Source organism: Bradyrhizobium sp. C9 (genome assembly GCF_002532045.1).
Classification (GTDB): Bacteria; Pseudomonadota; Alphaproteobacteria; order Rhizobiales; family Xanthobacteraceae; genus Bradyrhizobium.
The window spans coordinates 15,908-37,986 of record NZ_NWTG01000022.1; the positions used below are offsets into that span (position 1 = coordinate 15,908).

17 protein-coding genes are annotated in these 22,079 nt (G+C 64.0%); 11 read left to right on the forward strand and 6 right to left on the reverse strand.

Features of this window, described 5'->3' with window-relative positions:
* Positions 1-36: 36 nt before the first annotated feature.
* On the reverse strand, positions 37-1,809 hold the full coding sequence (gene aspS, locus CO675_RS31005; protein WP_097675579.1) for an aspartate--tRNA ligase: 1,773 nt from the start codon (positions 1,807-1,809) through the stop codon (positions 37-39).
* Positions 1,810-2,005: 196 nt separating this feature from the next.
* Here aspS and CO675_RS31010 point away from each other — a divergent pair, with 196 nt between their 5' ends.
* Complete coding sequence (locus CO675_RS31010) at positions 2,006-3,478, forward strand: protein adenylyltransferase SelO (RefSeq protein WP_097675580.1); 1,473 nt, start codon at positions 2,006-2,008, stop codon at positions 3,476-3,478.
* 96 nt (positions 3,479-3,574) lie between these two features.
* Here CO675_RS31010 and CO675_RS31015 read toward each other — a convergent pair whose 3' ends face one another.
* Positions 3,575-4,564: a zinc-dependent alcohol dehydrogenase family protein gene (locus CO675_RS31015; protein WP_097675581.1), complete on the reverse strand. Its 990-nt coding sequence runs from the start codon at positions 4,562-4,564 to the stop codon at positions 3,575-3,577.
* A 119-nt stretch (positions 4,565-4,683) separates the two neighbouring features.
* Between CO675_RS31015 and CO675_RS31020 the strand changes: the two genes are divergently transcribed.
* The 5 genes from CO675_RS31020 to CO675_RS31040 all read left to right on the forward strand — a co-directional run bounded on the left by CO675_RS31020 (position 4,684) and on the right by CO675_RS31040 (position 12,016).
* Positions 4,684-5,583 carry a LysR family transcriptional regulator gene (locus tag CO675_RS31020; RefSeq protein WP_097675661.1) on the forward strand — a complete coding sequence of 300 codons (900 nt, stop codon included), beginning with the start codon at positions 4,684-4,686 and terminating at the stop codon, positions 5,581-5,583.
* 467 nt (positions 5,584-6,050) lie between these two features.
* Positions 6,051-7,355 carry an SLC13 family permease gene (locus CO675_RS31025; protein WP_097675582.1) on the forward strand — a complete coding sequence of 435 codons (1,305 nt, stop codon included), beginning with the start codon at positions 6,051-6,053 and terminating at the stop codon, positions 7,353-7,355.
* 99 nt (positions 7,356-7,454) lie between these two features.
* A complete protein-coding gene (chrA, locus tag CO675_RS31030; RefSeq protein ID WP_245453005.1) occupies positions 7,455-8,675 on the forward strand; it encodes a chromate efflux transporter in 1,221 nt (406 codons plus the stop codon).
* 70 nt (positions 8,676-8,745) lie between these two features.
* Positions 8,746-9,900 (forward strand): acyltransferase family protein, encoded by a 1,155-nt coding sequence (locus CO675_RS31035; protein WP_097675583.1) that lies wholly within the window; start codon positions 8,746-8,748, stop codon positions 9,898-9,900.
* 133 nt (positions 9,901-10,033) lie between these two features.
* Positions 10,034-12,016: an O-linked N-acetylglucosamine transferase, SPINDLY family protein gene (locus CO675_RS31040; protein WP_097675584.1), complete on the forward strand. Its 1,983-nt coding sequence runs from the start codon at positions 10,034-10,036 to the stop codon at positions 12,014-12,016.
* A 115-nt stretch (positions 12,017-12,131) separates the two neighbouring features.
* On the opposite strand, the gene CO675_RS31045 is transcribed toward CO675_RS31040, so the two are convergent.
* Positions 12,132-12,830, reverse strand: a complete 699-nt coding sequence (locus CO675_RS31045) for a GNAT family N-acetyltransferase (protein ID WP_158231336.1) — start codon at positions 12,828-12,830, stop codon at positions 12,132-12,134.
* 88 nt (positions 12,831-12,918) lie between these two features.
* Positions 12,919-14,103 (reverse strand): OpgC domain-containing protein, encoded by a 1,185-nt coding sequence (locus CO675_RS31050; protein WP_097675586.1) that lies wholly within the window; start codon positions 14,101-14,103, stop codon positions 12,919-12,921.
* Positions 14,104-14,744: 641 nt separating this feature from the next.
* Between CO675_RS31050 and rnd the strand changes: the two genes are divergently transcribed.
* Together rnd and CO675_RS31060 are read left to right on the forward strand one after the other, a co-directional pair.
* On the forward strand, positions 14,745-15,893 hold the full coding sequence (rnd, locus tag CO675_RS31055) for a ribonuclease D (RefSeq protein ID WP_097675587.1): 1,149 nt from the start codon (positions 14,745-14,747) through the stop codon (positions 15,891-15,893).
* Between the two features lie 346 nt (positions 15,894-16,239).
* Positions 16,240-16,443: a cold-shock protein gene (locus tag CO675_RS31060; protein WP_021079877.1), complete on the forward strand. Its 204-nt coding sequence runs from the start codon at positions 16,240-16,242 to the stop codon at positions 16,441-16,443.
* 89 nt (positions 16,444-16,532) lie between these two features.
* Here the strand turns inward: CO675_RS31060 and purN are convergent, their stop codons facing one another.
* Together purN and purM are read right to left on the reverse strand one after the other, a co-directional pair.
* Positions 16,533-17,183, reverse strand: coding sequence for a phosphoribosylglycinamide formyltransferase (gene purN, locus CO675_RS31065; RefSeq protein WP_097675588.1), 651 nt, complete (start codon positions 17,181-17,183; stop codon positions 16,533-16,535).
* On the reverse strand, positions 17,180-18,253 hold the full coding sequence (gene purM / locus CO675_RS31070) for a phosphoribosylformylglycinamidine cyclo-ligase (RefSeq protein WP_097675589.1): 1,074 nt from the start codon (positions 18,251-18,253) through the stop codon (positions 17,180-17,182). The genes purN and purM overlap by 4 nt, the downstream gene beginning before the upstream one ends.
* Positions 18,254-18,413: 160 nt before the next feature.
* Here purM and CO675_RS31075 point away from each other — a divergent pair, with 160 nt between their 5' ends.
* The 3 genes from CO675_RS31075 (at position 18,414) to CO675_RS31085 (ending at position 22,067) form a co-directional block, all read left to right on the forward strand.
* Positions 18,414-18,956 (forward strand): CDP-alcohol phosphatidyltransferase family protein, encoded by a 543-nt coding sequence (locus CO675_RS31075; protein WP_050401447.1) that lies wholly within the window; start codon positions 18,414-18,416, stop codon positions 18,954-18,956.
* 96 nt (positions 18,957-19,052) lie between these two features.
* Positions 19,053-19,730 carry a P-loop NTPase family protein gene (locus CO675_RS31080; RefSeq protein ID WP_097675663.1) on the forward strand — a complete coding sequence of 226 codons (678 nt, stop codon included), beginning with the start codon at positions 19,053-19,055 and terminating at the stop codon, positions 19,728-19,730.
* Between the two features lie 132 nt (positions 19,731-19,862).
* Entirely contained in the window at positions 19,863-22,067 is a 2,205-nt protein-coding gene (locus CO675_RS31085; protein ID WP_097675590.1) for an RNA degradosome polyphosphate kinase, read from the forward strand.
* Positions 22,068-22,079: the final 12 nt, after the last annotated feature.

Sequence of the window (22,079 nt, forward strand, 5' to 3'; positions counted from 1 at the left end):
ACCTCTCCCCGCAAGCGGGGCGAGGTAAAGACTCGCCTAGCTCTTCGCCGGCGGATTGGTCTTGATGTGCAGCTCCTTGAGCTGCTTGGGCGTCGGTTCCGACGGCGCACCCATCAGCAGGTCCACGTACTGCTGATTCATCGGGAACAGCGATATCTCGCGCAGATTGTTGGTGCCGCACAACAGCATCGTGATGCGCTCGATACCGGCCGCCATGCCACCATGCGGCGGCGCGCCGTACTGGAACGCACGGTACATGCCCCCGAACCGGTCGATGACCTCCTGCTCGCCATAGCCCGCGATCTCGAACGCCTTCACCATCGCTTCCGGCTTGTGGTTGCGGATGCCGCCGGACGCCATCTCGTAGCCGTTGCAAGCGATGTCGTACTGGAACGCCTTGATCGTGAGCGGATCCTGCGACTGTAGCGCCTCGAGGCCGCCCTGCGGCATCGAGAACGGGTTGTGCGAGAAGTCGACCTTCTTGTTCTCCTCGTCATACTCGTACATCGGGAAGTCAACGATCCAGGCGAACTCGAACCGGTCCTTGTCGATCAAGTTCAGCTCTTCGCCGAGCTTGGTGCGTGCGAGGCCCGCGAACTTCCAGAACTTCTCGGGATCGCCGGCAACGAAGAACGCGGCATCGCCTTCCTTCAGGCCGAGCTGATCGCGGATCGCAGCGGTGCGCTCCGGACCGATGTTGTTGGCGAGCGGGCCTGCGCCCTCGCCGCCTTCGCGCCACATGATGTAGCCAAGGCCGGGCTGGCCCTCGCCCTGTGCCCAGGAGTTCATGCGGTCGCAGAATGCCCGGGACCCGCCGCCCTTGCCCGGAATCCCCCAAACCTGGTTCTTCGGGTCTTCCAGCATGCGCGCGAACACCTTGAAGCCGGAGCCGCGGAAATGCTCGGAGACCTCCTGCATCACGATCGGGTTGCGCAGATCCGGCTTGTCGGAGCCGTATTTGCGCACGGCCTCGGCGAACGGAATCCGCGGCCAGTTTTTCGTGACCGGCTTACCATTGGCGAATTCCTCGAACACGCCAGTGATGACCGGCTCCAGCGCCGCGAACACGTCGTCCTGGGTCACGAAGCTCATCTCGACGTCGAGCTGGTAGAACTCCGGCAGGCGGTCGGCGCGCGGATCCTCGTCGCGGAAACACGGCGCGATCTGGAAGTAGCGGTCGAAGCCCGACATCATCAAGAGCTGCTTGTATTGCTGCGGGGCCTGCGGCAGCGCGTAGAACTTGCCGGGATGGATGCGCGAGGGCACCAGGAAGTCGCGCGCACCTTCCGGCGAGGACGCCGACAGGATCGGGGTCTGGAATTCGAAGAAGCCCTGCCCCTTCATCCGCCTGCGGATGGAATCGACGATCGCGCCGCGTGTCATGATGTTCTGGTGCAGCTTCTCGCGACGCAGGTCGAGGAAGCGATACTTGAGCCTGATATCCTCGGGATATTCCTGCTCGCCGAACACCGGCAGCGGCAGCTCGGCCGCCGGGCCAAGCACCTCGATCTCCTTGATGTAGACCTCGATCATGCCGGTCGGCAATTCGGGATTGTCGGTGCCGGCGGGACGACGGCGCACCTTGCCATCGATCCGCACCACCCACTCCGAGCGGAACTTCTCGACCTCGGCGAACGCCGGCGAGTCCGGATCGGCCACGCACTGGGTAATGCCGTAATGGTCGCGCAGATCGACGAACAGCACGCCGCCATGGTCCCGGACACGATGGACCCAGCCTGACAGCCTGGCCGTCTGGTCGATATCGCTCTCTCGGAGCGCGCCGCATGTGTGTGACCGGTAGCGATGCATATTCGTTCCAAAACTGATGTCGGAGGGTCGAATCGCGACGGGGCCAAAATGCCCTGTCCGAAGTTGCGGAGGGTTTACCCGACGAGGCCGGGTGCGGCAACCAAGGGAACGCCCGGTTTTCGGGTCAAACGGCAGATTTTCCGCACCGGGGCGGTCAATCGTTTGCCTAATCCGCCCGCAGGCCTATCTTCCCGATATGACCATCCATTTCCCGTTCCAGAACACCTATTCGGCGCTGCCGGCGAACTTTTTCGCCCGCGTCGCGCCGACCCCGGTGGCCGCCCCCCGCCTGATCAAGCTGAACCGGCCGCTCGCGGTCCAGCTCGGGCTGGATCCGGACCTGCTCTCGACGGCTGAGGGCGCCGAAATCCTCGCTGGCAAGCGGCTGCCCGACGGCGCCGACCCGATCGCCATGGCCTATGCCGGCCACCAGTTCGGGCATTTCGTTCCCCAGCTCGGCGACGGCCGCGCCATCCTGCTCGGCGAGGTCATCGACAGAGACGGCGTCCGCCGTGACATCCAGCTCAAGGGATCGGGCCCCACCCCGTTCTCCCGCCGCGGCGACGGCCGCGCCGCGCTCGGCCCGGTGCTGCGCGAATACATCGTCAGCGAGGCGATGTTCGCGCTCGGCATTCCGACCACGCGCTCGCTCGCCGCGGTCGTCACTGGCGAGCCCGTGATGCGCGAGACGGCGCTGCCGGGTGCAGTGCTGACCCGCGTCGCCGCGAGCCACATCCGCGTCGGCACCTTCCAGTTCTTCGCCGCTCGCGGCGACACCGACGGCGTGCGCGCCCTCGCCGACCATGTCATCGCCAGGCACTATCCGGAGCTGAAGGATGCCGCCCAGCCCTATCACGCGCTGCTCGCCGGCGTCGTGGCGCGGCAGGCTTCGCTGGTCGCGCGCTGGCTGCTGGTCGGCTTCATCCACGGCGTGATGAACACCGACAACACCTCGATCTCAGGCGAGACCATCGACTACGGCCCCTGCGCCTTCCTCGATGCCTACAATCCGGCGCAGGTGTTCTCCTCGATCGACGAGATGGGCCGCTACGCCTATGCCAACCAGCCGCGCATCGCGCTGTGGAATCTGACCCGGCTCGCCGAATGCCTGCTGCCGCTGTTCGACAGTGAGCAGGAGAAGGCGATCGAGCAGGCGCAAGTGATCCTCGGCGAATTTCCGGAAAAGTTCACCGGGGCCTATCAGGCCGGGCTGCGCGCCAAGGTCGGCCTGTTCACCGCGCACGACGGCGACGAAGCGCTGATCCAGGACCTGCTCGACGCGATGGCGAAGAGCGCGGCCGACTTCACGTTGACCTTCCGCCATCTCGGCGAAGCAGCCCGCGGCGACGCCGCCGATGTCCGCGCGCAGTTTACCGATCCGGCAGCGTTCGACGAATGGGCCGATCGCTGGCGCACCCGCCTCGCGCTGGAGCCGCAGACGCCGGCCGAGCGCAAGACCGCGATGGGCGCCGTCAACCCGGCCTTCATCCCGCGCAACCACCGCATCGAGGCGGTGATCCAGGCGGCCGTCAACCGCGACGACTACGCGCCGTTCGAGGAACTGCTGACCGTGCTGGCCAAGCCCTACGGCGACCAGCCTCAATTCGCGGCCTATGCCGATCCACCGCTGCCCGAACAGATGGTGACGCAGACGTTCTGCGGGACGTGACCCCAGATTGTAGGATGGGTAGAGCGCAGCGAAACCCATCAATCTCGCCAGCGGAGCCGACGATGGGTTTCGCTTCGCTCTACCCATCCTACGCATTCACACCGTCACCACGATCTTCCCGAACTGCACGTTCGACTCCAGATACCGGTGCGCCGCGACGATCTCCTCGAACGGAAACGTTCTGGCGATGATCGGCTTCAGCGTGCCATCCGCAAGCCCATCGATGACGAATGCTTTCGCCACCGCTAGCCGCGCCGGATCCTGAACAATCTCGTGCACGCGGTAGCCGCGCAGGATCAGGCTCTTGCTCAGCACGGTGAACAGCGGAAACGGTGTCGGCTCCGGGCTGAGCCCGCCATACTCGATCAGGATGCCGCCATGCGCCATCGCTGATGTCAGCGGCATGAAGACGGGGCCGCCGACCGGATCGAGCACCGCGCGAACGCCGTTCGGCCCTGCGATCTGCTCCAGCCTTGATTGCAGGTCTTCCTCCGCAGACGCGATCACATGCGCAGCGCCGGCATCGCGCAGGGCTTGCGCCTTGGCCGAGGTCCGCGTCACCGCGATCGGAATCGCGCCAACGCGATTGGCGATCTGGATCGCGGCGAGCCCGACGCTGCTCGATGCTGCCGTGATGACGACGAACTCGTTCCGCGCAAGCTTCGCGATGTCGATCAAGGCGCCATAGGCCGTGAGATACTGCATCCACACCGCTGCGGCCTCCGGAAAGCCCAGCTTCGGTGGATGCTTGACGACCAACTCGGCCGGGAACGTCGCGAGCTCGCCATAGGCCGGCCAGCGCGCCATCGAGATCGGCGGCACGATGCTGACGGCATCCCCCAGCGCGAAACCGCGGACACCCTCGCCGATCGCTTCGACGATGCCGGCGGCCTCGAGGCCGAGGCCGGACGGCAATGCCGGCGTCTCGATATAGGTCCCCGTGCGCATCAGGGCCTCGGCGCGGTTCAGGCCGAGCGCCTTGATCCGGATCCGGACCTCGCCGCGCGCCGGCGGCGCGATCGCCACATCCTCGATGCGCAGCACCTCGGGACCACCATGTTGATGAAAACGAACCACGCGAGCCATCGGCAACACTCCAAAGCAGTTGAATTGCAAAACAGTTCAGTTGAATGAGCTATGCCAAGGCCAGTTCAGCGGATAAATCATCCCGCAGACTGAACAGTCAAAACCGAGGGTTTCGAATGATGGACCGCCTGACCAGCATGGCCGTGTTTCTCAGGGCGGTCGATCTCGGCTCCTTCGCGGCCGCCGCCGAGGCGCTCGAGATGTCCGGCCCGATGGTCGGCAAGCATGTCCGCTTCCTCGAGGAGCGGCTCGGCGTCCGCCTGATCCACCGCACCACGCGGCGTCAGAGCCTGACCGAGTTCGGACAGGCCTATTACGAGCGCTGCCGCGCGGTGCTCGCCGAAGCTGATGCCGCCGACGCGCTCGCCGCCGATCAACTGTCCGAACCGCGCGGACGGCTCAAGGTGACGATGCCGGCGCTGCTCGGCCGGCGCTGCGTCGCGCCGCTGCTGCTCAAGCTGGCGCAGAAATATCCTGCGCTGGAGCTCGATCTCTCGTTCGGCGACCCGGTCGCCGATCTGATGGAGGGTGGCTACGACCTTGCGATCAGGACCGGCGATCTCGACGCGCAATCCGGCCTGATCGCGCGGCGCATCGCAAGCCAGCGCATGGTGGTGTGCGGCTCGCGCGCGTATCTGAAGGCCCACGGCAGGCCGCGCACGCTCGACGAACTCGGCCAGCACAAGGCGATCGTCTATCGCCGGCTGGGGCGCGCGCGCCCATGGCTGTTCCCACGCGACGGCCAGCCACCGCGCGAGGTCTGGCCCGCCGGGCGGCTCAGGCTCGACGATCTCGAAGCCATCGCCGACGCCGCGGCACGCGGCATGGGGCTGGCGTGGCTGCCCTCCTGGCTGGTGCGCGAGCGCCTCGACAACGGCACGCTGGTCCGCGTTCTCGGCGACGAGGGTGCGCTTGCCTACGATTGCCATGCGCTGTGGCTGCCGACGCCGCGACTGCCGCTGAAGGTCCGGCTTGCGGTCGACGCGCTCGCAGCCGCGCTGCCGAAACTCGTGGCATAGCGCCGCGCCGCTGGATTCTGCCTGTCGTGAGCGTTAACTCACCCTCCACCATGCCGGGAGCCTCGCGGCGGTAACCATAAGGCTTAACAGCGCGTCAACGCTCCCCCAACAAGTCTAATTGTTTCCAATGGGGGAGAATGGCTGTGGACGCATTTGCATTCGAATTCATGGGACTGGCGATGATCGCGCTGTGTCTCGTCGTGCTGGCGATGCCGGCCGCGCGGCGGCCGTCGAAGAACATGCGCTACGAGTGAATGGCTGGCGCGTCACGCGCCTCAATGACCTGAACGAATTGCCGTCGGCCCGCGATCCGCGCGGATACCGGTCGACGGCGTGATCGACACGACCGCGCTCACGCGCATCGTCCCCCTTCCCGCACATCTCAGCCCTGACGATCGCGGCCATGCAGCAAGGTTGCGCGGTGCTATGGTCGCGCCGCCCTGCCCTCGTTCCCCTGATTCCCCGACATGACCGAGACCGCCTCGTCGCTGATCCATCCCGGCTGGTTTGCCGCGATCGCCATCCTGCTCTGGGCCACCAGCCTGCTGCCGGAATTTCTCACCGCGCTGTTGTTCTTCGCCGCAGTGGCCGTGTTCCGCGCGGCACCGCCCGATGTGCTGTTCTCCGGCTTCCAGTCGGAAGCGTTCTGGCTGGTGCTCGGCGGCTTCGTGATCGGCACTGCGATCCGCAAGGTGGGGTTGGCCGACCGGATCGCCCAGCTGCTCGCAGACCATCTCAACGGCTCCTGGTTTCGGATGGTGGCCGGCGTGATCGTGCTGACCTATGCGCTCGCCTTCGTGATGCCCTCGAACATGGGCCGCATCGCGCTCTTGATGCCGATCATCCTGGCGCTGGCCGATCGCGCCGGCTTGCCGGAGGGATCGCCGGGCCGGGCCGCGCTCGCGCTCGCCGTCGGGTTCGGCACCTATCAGCTGTCGGCATCGATCCTCCCGGCGAACGTGCCGAACCTGATCATGACCGGCGCCGCCGAGCGCGCTTACGGCGTGCATTTCGACTACATGCCGTATCTCGTTCTGCATGCGCCTGTGATCGGCATCCTCAAGGGCGTCGTCCTGATCGGCTGCCTGGTGTGGCTGTTTCCGGCGTCGCCCAAGCCGATCGAAGGCGGCGCCGCGGCGGCACCGATGAGCGCCGCCGAATGGCGGCTCTCGATCATCCTGCTCGCGACACTCGCATTCTGGATGACGGACTCCCTGCACGGTATCCGCCCGGCCTGGGTCGGGCTCGTCTCCGCATGCCTTTGCCTGCTGCCGCGCGTCGGCTTCCTCAACGGCGAGGAATTTGCTGCCGGCGTCAATGTCCGCACCTGCATCTATCTCGGCGGCATTCTCGGCCTCGCTGCCGTCGTCGCCTGGTCCGGGCTCGGTACTGCGATCGGCGATCTCATCATTCCGCATCTGCCGCTCGATCCCGCGCGGCCGGCGGCGGATTTCGCTTCGATGATCGGGCTCGCCAGCCTGCTCAATTTCGTCGTCACCGCCAACGGCGTCCCCGCGGTGTTCACGCCGCTTGCGGCCTCGCTTGCCGCGCACACGGGCCTCAGCCTTCCCACCGTGCTGATGTCGCAGGTGTTCGCCTATGCGACGCCAGTGCTGCCGTATCAGGCCGCACCGATCGTGGTCGCCGCCGGCATGGCGCGCGTGCCGACCGGCGCGGCGGTCAAGATGTGCCTCGTCGTCGGCGCGATCTCCTTCGTCGTGCTGGCGCCGCTTTATCTGCTCTGGTTTCGCCTGCTCGGCTGGATCGGCTGAGCCGCTACGAGAAATATCGCGCCGAGGCGTCATCAAATGACGCTATGCTTGCCCCTGATGAGTCCTGACATGAAACGCAAGCCAGGGAATTGACGACGCTTGCCCGACATCGACGTCCAGCACACCAACGCATCCACCGCGAGCTCGGCACACTCGCCGCTCGAGGTGCTGCTCATTTTCCTCAAGCTCGGCGTGACCTGCTTCGGCGGTCCGATCGCGCATATCGGCTATTTCCGCGACGAATTCGTCACCCGCCGGCGCTGGCTTGACGAACAGGCCTATGCGGATCTGGTGGCGCTCTGCCAATTCCTTCCGGGGCCTGCGAGCAGCCAGGTCGGCTTTTCGCTTGGCCTGATGCGCGCTGGCTATCTGGGCGCGCTGGCCGCCTGGACCGGCTTCACGCTGCCCTCTGCGATTGCGCTGGTGCTGTTTGCCTATGGCGCCGGCGGATTAAGCGGCCCGGCCGGCGCAGGCCTGGTGCACGGCCTCAAGCTGGTCGCGGTGGCGATCGTTGCCCAAGCGGTCTGGGGCATGGCCCGCTCGCTTTGTCCGGACCGCGAGCGCGCATCGATCGCAACGGTCGCGGCACTCATCATCCTTACGAGCGCCTCGTCGATCGCGCAGATCGGCGCCATCGTGCTCGGCGCCATCGCCGGGCTTCGGTTCTGCCGCGCAGCGCAAGCGGCCAATGGCGTCATCCACATCGCGATGCCGGTGTCGCGTCGCGTCGGCCTCTGTGCGCTGATCCTGTTCCTCGCTCTGCTGGTCGGGTTGCCGCTGCTCGCCCACGCCTGGCCGGGCCTCGGGCTCTTCGAAGCCTTCTACCGCTCCGGCGCGCTGGTGTTCGGCGGCGGCCATGTCGTGCTGCCGCTGCTGCGCGAAGCGGTGGTGACGCCGGGTTGGATCGGCGACGATGCATTCCTGACCGGCTATGGCGCCGCCCAGGCCGTGCCGGGACCGCTGTTCACCTTTGCCGCCTATCTCGGCGCCGTGATCGGCGGTGTACCGGGAGCGCTGGTTGGCCTCGTCGGCATCTTCGTGCCGGGACTGCTCGTCCTGCTCGCGGCGCTGCCGTTCTGGGACGGTTTTCGCAAGCGGCCGGCGGCGCAGGCGATGATGCGCGGCGTCAACGCCGCCGTGGTCGGCATCCTCGGTGCCGCGCTGTACGACCCGGTGTGGACCAGCAGCGTGCAGCGTCCGCTCGATTTTGGCATCGCGCTGGCCGGCTTCGTCCTGCTCACGGCATGGCGCGCGCCGCCGCTCGTGGTGGTCGTCCTCAGCGCGGCCGCCGGCATCGCCAGAGGGCTCCTGCAATCGTGAACAGCCGTCCGGGCGTTCGGCCGGCCGGGTTAAGAACGCCTTCATGCCTCGCCGCCATCATTGAAGGCCTATGCCGAGCGTACCCAAACAATCGGATCCGACCCGGGTTCCCGTACTGGACCTGCTGCGGCTCGCCGCGGTCGGGGCCGTGATCCTGTACCATTACGGCTTCTGGGGCACCGCATCGCACGGCGTCCAGAAGGTGGCGTTGCCGTACCTCGCCCCGGTCGCCCAATACGGCTTCCTCGGCGTCCCCGTATTCTTCGCGATCTCCGGCTTCGTCATCGCCTATTCGGCCGAAGGCCGCACGCCGGTCGGTTTTGCGATCGCCCGCTTCAGCCGGATCTATCCGACCTTCGTCATCTGCATGACGCTGACCTTCCTCACTACGCTGCTGCTGGGCCAGGCGTATTTCCACGTGACCTGGAGCCAATGGCTGGCGAACCTGTTCATCGCGGCGCCGATGCTCGGTCAGCCCTACATGGACGACGCCTACTGGTCACTGGTGATCGAGGTCGTGTTCTACGTCTGGGTCGCGCTGTTTTTGGCCTGGGGCGTCTTCCCGCGGAAGATCGACACCATCATCCTGGCGTGGATCGCCATCACTTTCGCCAACGAGCTGACGTTGGACGTTCCGCTGTTCGAGAAGCTGTTCATGGCCGACGACAGCGGCTTCTTCGCCGTCGGGCTGCTGATCTACGAGCACTACCGCGGGCGGCGCGACACCAGGCTCTACAGCCTGCTGACGCTGGCGATAGGCACGGCAACCTTCCAGGCGGTGCACAAGCTGGAGCGGCTCGGCGTCCACACCCATGGCAGCTTCGATCCGCGCGTCGTGGCCGTGATCTGCATCGTCTCACTCGGCATCGTGTTCGCCGCCACCCGGATCAAGTCGGTGCCGCTGCCTGACAGCCTGGTCAGGGCCGTGGGCGGCATCACGTACCCGCTCTATCTGCTGCACCTGCAGCTCGGTTACGTGATCCTGCTCCTGACGACGCCGGCGCCGGACGCGTTTTCGACCACGCTCGTGGTGGCAAGCATGGTGGCGCTGGCATGGTTCGTCTGGCGCTTCCTCGAAAGCCCCGCGCATTATCTCGTCAGGGACAAGCTCACCATGCTGGCCTCACGGCACGGATGGCCGTCGCGCATTCACGCGAGCGAAACGCGGGTCAATCCGGGCCACGTCTCCGCGCCGGTCGACGCCGGGCGGATCGCCAATCACTGATAGCCAGACGGCACAAAAGTCAGCGTGCGCTCGCCGTCGCCGAGCGTAGGACGCATGCAACTTTCGGGATAGACGACATCGATAAACACGTATAGGGCTCGTCCACACTCTCCACTACCGGAGGCTGTATCGGATGACTGCCGTCGCAAAAATCTTTAGAGATGCGCTCGCCGCGCTCAACAGTCGAAACTTGGCCCGGGCCGAGCGCCTCTTCGACCGCGTCGTCAAAGCCGATCCAGCCAACGTTGCGGCGCTCAATTTGCTGACGGTCGTCTTGATGGCCACAGAACGCTTTGCAGAAGCTGAGCGGCACATCGAGAAAGCAACAGCGATCAATCAGGCCTCATACGCGTCGTTCTACAATTACGGAATTGTGTCAAAGCACCTGAACAAGCCCAGACAAGCACTCGAAAAGTTCAACAAGGCTCTGGCTCTCAATCCGAAAGATGCAGCGATATGGAACAGCAGAGGGGCGACATACAACGACCTTGGAGAACACGATCATGCAATCGCGGACTTCAATGAAGCAATATTGCGGAACCCAACATGCGCCGAAACCTATGCAAATCTAGGCAATGCACTTTTGGTGGTGAGGCGTTGCCCGGATGCGATTGCTGCCTACGACAAAGCGCTGTCGCTCAAACCGCAGCTCGCAGAGGCCCATTTTGGCCGCGGCAATGCGCTCTACGACCTCAATCGGTATGACGAAGCGTTCGGCGCCTATGATAAAGCCTTTTCCATTGACCCGTGCTTGGGGGATCTTGCGGGGGCACGACTTCATACGAAGATGAAGCTCTGCGACTGGAAAGGGTTAGTGGCAGAACTCGCCCACCTGACAGAATCCATCCGGTCCGGCCATGCGAGTTGCGGTCCTTTCGCTTTGCTTTCGCTCACTGATTCATCTGACGACCACCTCACATGCGCTCAAGCGTGGATAACCAAAAGGTACCCGGCGGCATCCGCACCGATGTCGAGCAGCGTGACTGGCCCTCATGACAAGATCCGCCTCGGGTATGTCTCGACGGACTTTCGCGAGCATGCGACAGCTCACCTGATTGCGGAGCTGTTCGAGGTACATGATAGAGCACGGTTCGAGATTTTCGCGTATTCTTTGGGCCGGGATGACAAATCAAACATGCACGCGAGGTTGTCCGCCTCTTTCGACCACTTTCTGTCATGCGAAGATCGCGCAGATGTCGAAATCGCACGCATGATTGCGGACGCTGAAATCGACATTCTCGTTGATTTGAATGGTTTCACCAAAGGCGCACGCACAAACGTCTTTGCGCATCGTCCGGCTCCGATACAGGTGAATTACCTCGGCTACGCGGGAACCATGGCCGCTCCATACATCGACTACATCATCGGTGATGCAATTACCCTGACCAATGCCGATCAGGCCGCATATTCGGAGAAGTTTGTAACTCTCCCGCATTGCTATCAGCCCAACGACCGGAAGCGGCTTATAGCGGACGACGGGATCACAAGACGCGATTGGGGACTGCCGGAAGATCAAATCGTCTTCTGTTGTTTTAACAACAGTTACAAGATCCTGCCTGCAACGTTCACGTGCTGGATGCGCATTCTAACGGCCGTTGAAGGAAGCGCGCTCTGGTTGCTGGCAGATAATCAGACGACCATGCAAAACCTTCGGAAGGAGGCAGAGGCGCGTCAGGTCGATCCGTCCCGGCTGATATTTGCCGAACGAATAAAGCCCGCGAAACACCTAGCGCGACATCGCCTCGCGGACCTGTTTCTTGATACCTTGCCGTATAACGGCCATACGACAGCGAGTGACGCGCTTTGGGCAGGTCTGCCGGTGCTGACCCAATCCGGAAAGACATTTGCCGGCAGAGTTGCGGCGAGCTTGTTAAGCGCAGTTGGATTACCCAAGCTTATCGCCCAAACGACCGAAGAGTACGAAAGGCTCGCAATCCACCTGGCGACTTGTCCCGACAGGCTCGCTGGCATCAAGTCCGAACTTGCACAGAACCGAGCGACAGCGCCTCTTTTTGACACTGCCTTGTTCGGAAAGCACATCGAGGCCGCGTACCAACTGATGTACGACAGATACCGCGCGGGTCTAGCGCCGGATCACATATGCGTTCCTGCATGATGACGCGTGAGCGCATCCTAACCATTTCGTCGGGCGCGACCGATTAATCCAAGATCTGCTCCGGCCGCACAATCATCCGGTCCAACGCCGACCTTCACCGCACGGCCGCCGCCGCTCAGCGCCGCGACCAGCGGTTGCGCGCCCATCCGGCGCAGAACACCGCATCGGCGCCGTCGGGAATGGTCTGCGCGAACCAGCGGTCGACATCGGGTGAAGTCTGGCTCGTCGGCTCATCGCGATAGCGAAGCCGGCCGTAGGCGCCCCGCATCGCCATCGTCGCCTTCTCGACCGCCTGACGAGGGTACAGGGTCGCAGCCAGGCTGAGACAAAGCGCGTCGAGATCGCCCGCGTGTGTTTCGGCCGCGATCGCCGGCACGACGCTTCGGCATTGCGCGCGACCCAATACGTAGATGATGGGATTTCGGGTCCGCCAGCACAGGCAGAATTCTGCCGGCGCCGTCCGGTCACCGAACTCCGCCGCCATTGCCGTATCGAACATCCGCTTGAAGAAGCCGCGACCACGATAGCAGTCCCTGACCGCTGTACCTGAAAGATAGACCACCGGCGTGTCGGCGACGGCCAGGCGCTGAACGATCATGTAGGCCACGCATTCACCGTCATGGTGGAGCAGGACGATGCCGTGGTCCGGCTTGAACGGCGAGTGCTGGCGAGACCAGAATCTTTCTTCCGTCAGCCAGTTCGTGTCGATGATGCTGCTGATGTCGTCGAGCACGGCGTCGCGGCGATGCTCCGGGATGTCAGAGGCGATATGGAACAGTTCGCTGGTAACAGCCTCGGGCGGCATCGCAGTCACGGCGGCTCCTTGCTGGTCGATCGACTTCAGGTTGTGTCGATTATCACACCCACTTCCTGAAAATCCAGTAAGGGAAAGAGTCCACGATCTAGTTCGGTCGCCCGATCTTCTGCCGAAGATCTGCATTCGTCACATCCACGAACAAATTCGGAATGTCGTCGGCGCGGTGCAGCAGCCACGCCACGACGATCATGATCCCGATTCCGGCCGCGCTCACCGCGAGCTGTGCGATGACCGCTCCACTATATTGGATCAGGACCCAATGGGCGGAGAACGAAAGCAAGACCCCGAGGCAGAAGATCGGAAGCGAATGCTCGCCGCACAGGGTGAGCGGACGCACCGATCGGAATTTCAGCGGCGGCCAGTCCTGCGGAATCAGGCGGTGGACGATGACCGCGAGCGCGAGGAAGTGGGTCAAACGCAGCATATCCAGATCGGTCTTGTCGATCGGATAGATGAACTTCATCATCCATCCCGGTATGAACGCCTCCAGCGCATGGAAATGCCAGGTCATGACGATCAGGAACGCAAAGATCAGCCAGGCAATCGCTATCGCCGCAACGATCTGCGACTGGATGAGTCGGGAGATCTGGGACGATGCGCCCACCCCGCACCACTGGCCGAAGACAAAGAGCAGCTGCCAGCAGAATGGATTGAAGTACCACGTCGTGCCCGGCGGATAGGAGGCGATGTTCCAATCGAACCATCGCGCGAGCACGTAGAGAACAATCGAAGCCAGCAACGTGAGATTGGGACGGCGCACCAGGCCCCAGATGACCAGTGGGGACGCCAGCAGCAAGACAATGAACAGCGGCAGCACGTCGAGATCGACGGGCTTGTATCGCAGGGTGAGCGCCTGCCCGATCAGGATATCCGGATGCTGGAGAAAATTGAAAACGTTGAATTCGTTTTCATACATCGGATTGTCGAGCCGTCGGGAGGTTCTCGCAACCTGGGCCGTGAAGATCAGAAACAGCATGATATGCGCGGCGTAGATATGCGCGGCCCGCGTCCACAGCCGCTTCGCCGCAGACGGCAGGAAACCGACAGCGATGATCGGGCCGTAGATGAAACCGGCAAGGTACCCCGAAATGAAAACGAAGAACTCCGCAGCGTCGCTGAAGCCGTAGTTGCGCAGCGTGATCCAGCCGATGGCTCCATCATTGGGGATGTGATCCAGAAATATCATCCACAACCCGAGCCCTCTGAACAGGTCGAGCCGAACATCGCGTTCGATCGTTTCCTCGATCTGGTTCGCGTGGTGGGGCTCCATCGGGACGATCCTCACTCGGCTGCTTCTGAGATCGCGACAACTGCACCCGTCGGAGCCCTGTTTCGCGTCGGGCTGGAATGCGTTAGCCGACAGCGAATCCGGTTCGACAGGGGAAGACCATAGACATCCTTATACTCCCGCGTGACATCACCATCCAAGTGCCGCTCCCGCGTGCTTGACGTTTGTCGCGTGAGCCACGTTCGTCGCGCGGAGTGGAGACCGAGAAGGCATCGCAGATCGCGGGGGGCATGTTCGGCGGCATCCAAAGCCTGGATGATGACACCGAAGGGCGACGACACCGAAGATGGGGGTTCGCTATTGACGACCCGTTACATCGCGCGAGCACCATCCTCATCGTGGTCCTGGCGAAGGCCAGGACCCATTGCCCCAATGCCCATCGCCGCGCGAGGCTTCGGCCGAGGTCCCCCGACCAGCAGATTTCGCTGCTTAGGGGTCCTGGCCTTTGCCAGGACCCCGGGGGGATTCGCGGCACAACCGGGCCGAAAAGGCCCTCGAATCGCGCCCGATCAATTCAAAAATGCCCTGTCCCTCACCTCATGCAGGGCCAAAATCCCTGCAAGACCCTTGACATAGCTGCCCTTTCGGCAGAACGCGTGGGGTCAAGCCGTCATGGACTGTTCATGGATCTGATTAGCACGACCTCCGACCTCGCCGCCGCCTGCGACCGGCTCGCCAAACACAAGGTCATCACCGTCGACACCGAGTTTCTGCGGGAGACGACCTACTATCCCCTGCTCTGCGTCGTGCAGATGGCCAGTGCGGAAGAAGCTGTCGTGGTCGATGCGCTGGCGCCCGGCATCGACCTCAAGCCGTTCTTCGATCTGATGTCGAACGAGGCCGTACTGAAGGTGTTTCATGCCGCGCGGCAGGACATCGAAATCGTCTGGCACCTCTCCGGCACGATCCCGCATCCGATCTTCGACACCCAGGTCGCGGCCATGGTGCTCGGCTATGGCGACAGCATCGCCTATGACCAGCTGGTCGATCGCGTCACCGGCCACCGCCCCGACAAGACCCATCGTTTCACCGACTGGTCGCGGCGCCCGCTGACCGAGGAGCAACTGCACTACGCCGTCTCCGACGTCACCCATCTGCGCGAAGTGTTCGCGGCGCTCGATGCCGATCTGAAGAAGCGCGATCGCAGCGACTGGGTCAGCGAGGAAATGGAAATCCTGACCTCGCCGAAGACCTACGACTTCCATCCCGAGCGCGCCTGGGAGCGGCTCAAGACCCGCGTCCGCAAGCCGCGCGAGCTCGCTGTGCTGATCGAGGTTGCCGCCTGGCGCGAGCAGGAGGCGCAGAGCCGCGACGTACCGCGCTCGCGCGTGCTCAAGGACGATGCGGTCGGCGACATCGCCACTCATGCGCCGACCTCGCTCGACAAGCTCGGCAATCTGCGTTCGCTGCCGAAGGGTTTCGAGCGCTCGAAATGGGGGGCCGACATCATCGCTGCGGTGCAACGCGGGCTCGCCCGCGACCCGGCGACGCTCCCCAAGCTGGAAAAGCCGAGAAACAATTCCAACGGCGCGGCGACCGTCGAGCTGTTGAAGGTGCTGCTCCGCATGACCTCGGAGCGCCACGGCGTCGCCAGCAAGGTGATCGCCACCGTCGACGACCTCGAGCAGATCGCGGCCAGCGATGAGGCCGAGGTCGGCGCCCTGCACGGCTGGCGGCGCGAACTGTTCGGCGAGGCGGCGCTCAAGCTCAAGCGCGGGCAGCTCGCGCTTGCGATCGACAAGGGCCGCGTGGTGCGGGTGGATCGGGGTTAGCAAACCAGGTTCCGGCACGTCCGGCCGTCGGCCAGTGGCCGAACGCGCCGCGCCGGAGTTCAGCCGGCACAGGCTGAGGTTGCGTCACGCGAAAACCAGCGCGCTTGCTAAGGCGCAGATTTCGTGTTGCAATCCCTTCACAATCGGATTGCGGCCGTTCGACTGTGCGTTTCACGATGTTGATAGCCAAGGCTTCAATGTACAGGCTTCGAGAGGCGAAACTTCGGACTTGAAGACCTTGGATATCGAGACCCGGGAATTGAACAGACAGCGCAAAGCCCGCTTGTGGCGTGGCACGTGGAAAACGTGGCCGCGTCTTTTTTATGTCTAGACTGGGAGAGCGACGATGCCGAAGGGTACCGTCAAATGGTTCAACCCGACCAAAGGCTACGGGTTCATCAAGCCGGCCGTCGGCGACAAGGATGTGTTCGTTCACATCTCGGCGGTCGAACGCGCAGGTCTCAGCACATTGAACGAGAACCAGACCGTCGAGTACGAGCTGGTCGAGAACCGCGGCAAGGCGTCGGCAGAGAACCTCAAGGTTCACTGAGCGCCGCTGTCGGCGGAATTCATCCTGGCGCCTCCCCCGGCCGCATCACCCGGGGGATTGCTCTCGGGGATCTCTCGTGCAACCGCGCCCTAAGGCGCCGGCGCGATCAGCGTGCTGTCGGTTGCTGCGCTGCCTTGCGTCCTGCAGAGATCGCCTTCGAGCTTGAGCCGGCCGCTCGCCAGCAGCCGCAGCGCCTCCGGATAGATGCGATGCTCGATGGTGATCACGCGTGCGGCGAGCGTCTCCGCTGTGTCGTCGTCAGCCACGGTGACCGCACCCTGCATCACGATCGGTCCGGCGTCGGTCTCCGGGATCACGAAATGCACCGTCGCGCCGGACAGCTTGACCCCTGCACGCAAGGCCTGGCCATGCGGATCGAGGCCAGGAAAGCTCGGCAGCAGCGACGGATGGATGTTGAGCATCCGTCCGTACCAGTGCCGGACGAATTCGGCGGTAAACAGCCGCATGAAGCCGCCGAGGCAGATCAGCTCGACCTGGCTATCGTCGAGCGCCCGCTGCAGCGCCGCCTCGAAGCCGGCGCGGTCCTTGCCGAACGGCTTGCTCTCAATGACGATGGTCGGAATGCCGCTCGCGGCCGCCTTCTCGAGCCCCGGAGCGTTGGCGCGGTTGGAGATCACGGCGACGATCTCGGCAGGAAAATCCGCGGCCTTCGCAGCCTCGATCAGCGCGGCCATGTTGGAGCCGCGGCCGGAGATCAGGATGGCTGTGCGGCGCTTCATCGCGAGAGATCGAGATGACCGTGATAGACCACGCGATGCTCGTCCTTGGCCTCGATGACCTCGCCGAGCAGCGTCACGGTCTCGCCGCCGGCGGTGAAGGCCTCGGTCACCGCATCGACCGCATCGGCCTTGACGATCGCGATCATGCCGATGCCGCAATTGAAGGTGCGCAGCAGTTCGAGCTCGGCGATGCCGCCCTGCTCGGCCAGCCACTTGAACACCGGCAGCACCGGCAGCCGCGCCAGGTCGATGCCGACGCCGAGATGCTTCGGCAGCACACGCGGGATGTTATCGGTGAAGCCGCCGCCGGTGATATGGGCGAGCCCCTTCACCGCGCCGGTCTCGCGGATCGCGCGCAGGCAGGATTTCACATAGAGCCTGGTCGGCGTCAGCAGCGCCGCACCGAGCGTCATGACCGGTGCGAACGGCGCCGGCGCATCATAGGCCACGCCGGACTGCTCGACGATCTTGCGCACCAGCGAATAGCCATTGGAGTGCACGCCCGAGGACGCCAGGCCGACCACGGCATCGCCCGCCGCGATATCCCCGGTCGGCAGCAGGGTGCCGCGCTCGGCCGCGCCGACCGCAAAGCCGCCAAGGTCGTAGTCGCCGTCCTTGTAGAGGCCGGGCATCTCGGCGGTCTCGCCGCCGATCAGCGCGCAGCCGGATTCGCGGCAACCTTCCGCGATGCCGGCGACGATCTGCGCGGTGGCCTCCGGATGCAGCTTGCCGCAGGCGAAATAGTCGAGGAAGAACAGCGGTTCCGCGCCCTGCACGACGAGGTCGTTGACCGACATCGCGACCAAGTCGATGCCGATACCGCTGTGGATGCCGGTCTCGATCGCGATCTTCAGCTTGGTGCCGACGCCGTCGGTCGCGGCCACCAGGACCGGATCCTTGAAGCCCGCGGCCTTGAGGTCGAACAGCCCACCGAATCCGCCGATCTCGGCGTCCGCGCCCGGCCGTGCGGTGGCCCGCACCATCGGCTTGATCAGATCGACCAGACGATTGCCGGCGTCGATATCGACACCCGAATCCGCGTAAGTGAGCCCGTTTTTGCGCTCGGTCATGCCCAATTCCAGATGATAAGGGGCTGGTTACGAGGAATTCCGCCCCCGCGCAATGGCTCGCGGCAATGCTGCAGCGATACTATGTAGATAACACCCGGCCGCCGCGCAAAAGAGCCGGATATCGAGTAAAATCAGGCTTCTAGCCGGGAAGCGATTCAAGTTGAGCATTCCGAACATCATCACCCTCGCCCGCATCATCCTGGTGCCGGTGATCGTCTGGGCCATCGTCTCGAGCCAGATGGAGATCGCGTTCGCGATCTTCGTGATCGCCGGCGTCTCGGACGCGGTCGACGGTTTCCTTGCCAAGCGCTTCAACATGGCGAGCGAGCTCGGCGCCCTGCTCGACCCGCTCGCCGACAAGGCGCTCTTGGTGTCGATCTATGTCGCGCTCGGAATCTGGGGCGCGGTGCCACGCTGGATCGTGATTCTGGTGGTGTCGCGCGACATCATGATCGTCTCCGCCGTGATTGTGTCATGGTTGTTCGACAAGCCGGTCGAGATGAAGCCGCTGATGGTGTCGAAGCTGAACACGGTTGCGCAGGTCGCGTTCGCGGCACTCGTGCTGGCCTCGCTCGGCTTCGGCTTTCAGCCGCATCCGTACGACCTGATCCTGATGGGCCTGGTCACGATCTTTACTTTGGGATCGGTGTCCCTCTATCTCGTGGAGTGGGTGCGGCACATGAGCACGATCGAGGCTCGGTAGCGCACGATCCGGCAAAAGTGGAAACCGATTCTCCCGCGACAAACGCGAAGCGTTTGCGCAGGGATCATGCTAAAATAAAGTAGTTTGGAGATTTGCGTGGCCGGTAGCGTTCAACCTCGTCAATTGGCCTTGGCCCTGCCGCACGAGGAGAAGCTGACCCGCGACGATTTCCTTGAGGGGCCCGCCAATGAGGCGGCGCTGGCGCTGATCGATGGCTGGCCTGACTGGCCGAACCGAATCATGCTGCTGGTGGGGCCCGAAGGCTCCGGCAAAAGCCACCTCGCTGCGATCTGGGCCGAGAGCGCCGGCGCGCGCTCGACCGCGGCGCATGCGCTGACCGCCGACACGGTGCCGACCGCGCTTGCGACCGGCGCGCTGGTGGTCGAGGACCTCAGGCCGTCGGACTTCGACGAGCGCGCGATGTTCCATCTGATGAATCTCGCCCGCCAGGACGATGCCTTCGTGCTGATCACGGCACGCGTCCCGCCGTCTTCGTTCGAGATCGAGCTGCGCGATCTGCGCTCCCGGCTCCGCGCGGTGCCGACGGTGACCCTGCAGCCGCCCGATGACCAGCTGTTCCGCGGTCTGATCGTCAAGTTCTGCGCCGACCGCCAGATGAGCGTGGACGAGCCGCTCGTCAGCTACCTGACCAACCGGATCGAGCGGTCCTATACCGCTGTCCGCCAGGCGGTCGAGCTGCTCGACACCGAGGCGCTGCGGCTCGGCCGGCCGGTGACCCGGGCGCTGGCGGCCGAGCTGTTGCGCGATGCCTGAGGCGTGCCGCGGCTTGACGGCGCAGGCCAGCGGAACATCAATGTCATCGAAACGTCATCGCAATATCACATGGTCTGCGCGGCCCTCGGCTAGACCGCCCCAGCCCCCTGCCCGGAATTGGACCAGCACTTGATGGACTCGGCACAAGCACCTGAAATCAAAGAGAAAGAGGCGGAACTCCCGCCCGTCCCCGCGATCGCAAGCAGCCCCGAGCGCTTCATCAACCGGGAGCTGTCCTGGCTGCACTTCAACCGCCGGGTGCTCGAGGAATCGGTCAATCTCGGCCATCCGGTGCTGGAGCGGGTTCGCTTCCTGTCGATTTCGGCGAATAACCTCGACGAGTTCTTCATGGTCCGCGTCGCCGGCATCAAGGCGCAGGTCCGCGAGGGCATCACCGAGCGCAGCCCGGACGGCCTGCTGCCGGCCGAGCAGCTCGTGATGATCAACAAGACCGTGTCGCAGCTCGCCTCCGACCAGCAGGCGATCTGGAGCGACCTGCGCGAGATCCTGTCCAAGGTCGGCATCCAGCTGGTCGACGGGCGCGACGTCACCAAGTCCGAACGTACCTGGATCGAGGATCACTTCCTCCACAACATCTTCCCGCTGCTGACACCGCTGGCGATCGACCCGGCTCATCCGTTCCCGTTCATCCCGAACCTCGGCTTCACGGTCGCGCTGCAATTGTCGCGGGTCGCCGACGGCAAGGCGATGAACGCGCTGATCCGCATGCCCGGCAAGATCGACCGCTTCATCCGCATTCCCTCGACCAAGGAAGGCGCGCCGGCCCGGCTGATCACGCTCGAGCAGGCCACCGGCCTGTTCATCGGTCGCCTGTTCCCCGGCTACACCGTCAAGGGCCAGGGCGCGTTCCGCATCATCAGGGACTCCGAACTCGAAATCGAGGAAGAGGCCGAGGACCTCGTTCGCCTGTTCGAGACAGCGCTCAAGCGCCGCCGGCGCGGATCGGTGATCCGGCTCGAGATCGAGGCCACGATGCCCGAAGAGCTCCGCGTCTTCGTGCAGCACGCCTTGTCGGCCGCGGACGATGAAGTGATCCTGGTCGACGGCGTGCTCGCGATGAACGAGCTGTCGCAGCTCACCCGGCTCAATCGCCCCGACCTCGAATTCCCGCCCTACGTGCCGCGCCATCCTGAACGCGTCCGCGACCATGGCGGCGATATCTTCGCAGCCATCCGCCAGAAGGATCTCGTGGTCCACCACCCCTACGAATCCTTCGACGTCGTCGTCCAGTTCCTGCAACAGGCGGCGCGCGATCCCGACGTGGTCGCGATCAAGCAGACGCTCTATCGCACCTCGAACAATTCGCCGATCGTGCGCGCGCTGGCGGACGCCGCCGAAGCCGGCAAGTCGGTGACCGCGCTGATCGAATTGAAAGCGCGCTTCGACGAGGAGGCCAACATCCGCTGGGCGCGCGACCTCGAACGCGCCGGCGTGCAGGTCGTCTACGGCTTCATCGAACTGAAGACGCACGCCAAGCTGTCGATGGTGGTGCGCCGCGAGAGCGGCAACCTCACGACCTATGTGCACACCGGCACCGGCAACTATCATCCGGTCACGGCCCGCATCTACACCGACGTCTCGTACTTTACGTCGGACCCGATCATCGGCCGCGACGTCGCGCGGGTGTTCAACTACATCACCGGTTATGCCGAGCCGAGCGACATCGAGAAGATGGCGGTGTCGCCGCTGACATTGCGCAAGCGGATCATCGAGCACATCCACGGCGAGATTGCTCACGTCAAGCATGGCCGGTCCGGCGCGATCTGGATGAAGATGAACGCGCTGGTCGATCCTGACATCATCGACGCACTGTATGAGGCCTCGCAGGCCGGCGTCTCGATCGAGCTCGTGGTGCGCGGCATCTGCTGCCTGCGGCCCGGACTGCCCGGATTGTCGGAGAACATCCGCGTCAAATCGGTGATCGGCCGGTTCCTGGAACACGGCCGAATCTATTGCTTCGGCATGGGCCAGGGCCTGCCGAGCGCAAAAGCTGCTGTGTATATCTCGTCCGCCGACATGATGCCGCGGAACCTCGACCGCCGCGTCGAGGTGCTCTGTCCGTTGCAAAATCCCACGGTGCATCAGCAGGTTCTCGAACAGATCATGGTCGCGAACCTGAAGGACACCGAGCAAAGCTGGCAATTGTTGCCGGACGGATCGTCAACGCGTATGAAGGCCGCGAAGGGCGAAGAGCCCTTCAATCTGCATGACTATTTCATGACAAATCCGAGTCTGTCCGGCCGTGGTAAGTCTCTCAAGGAATCTTCACCGCGCCGTCTCACGCGTCGTAACGAGCGTCAGCAGCCATCGTCTTGAGGGGGCCTTACG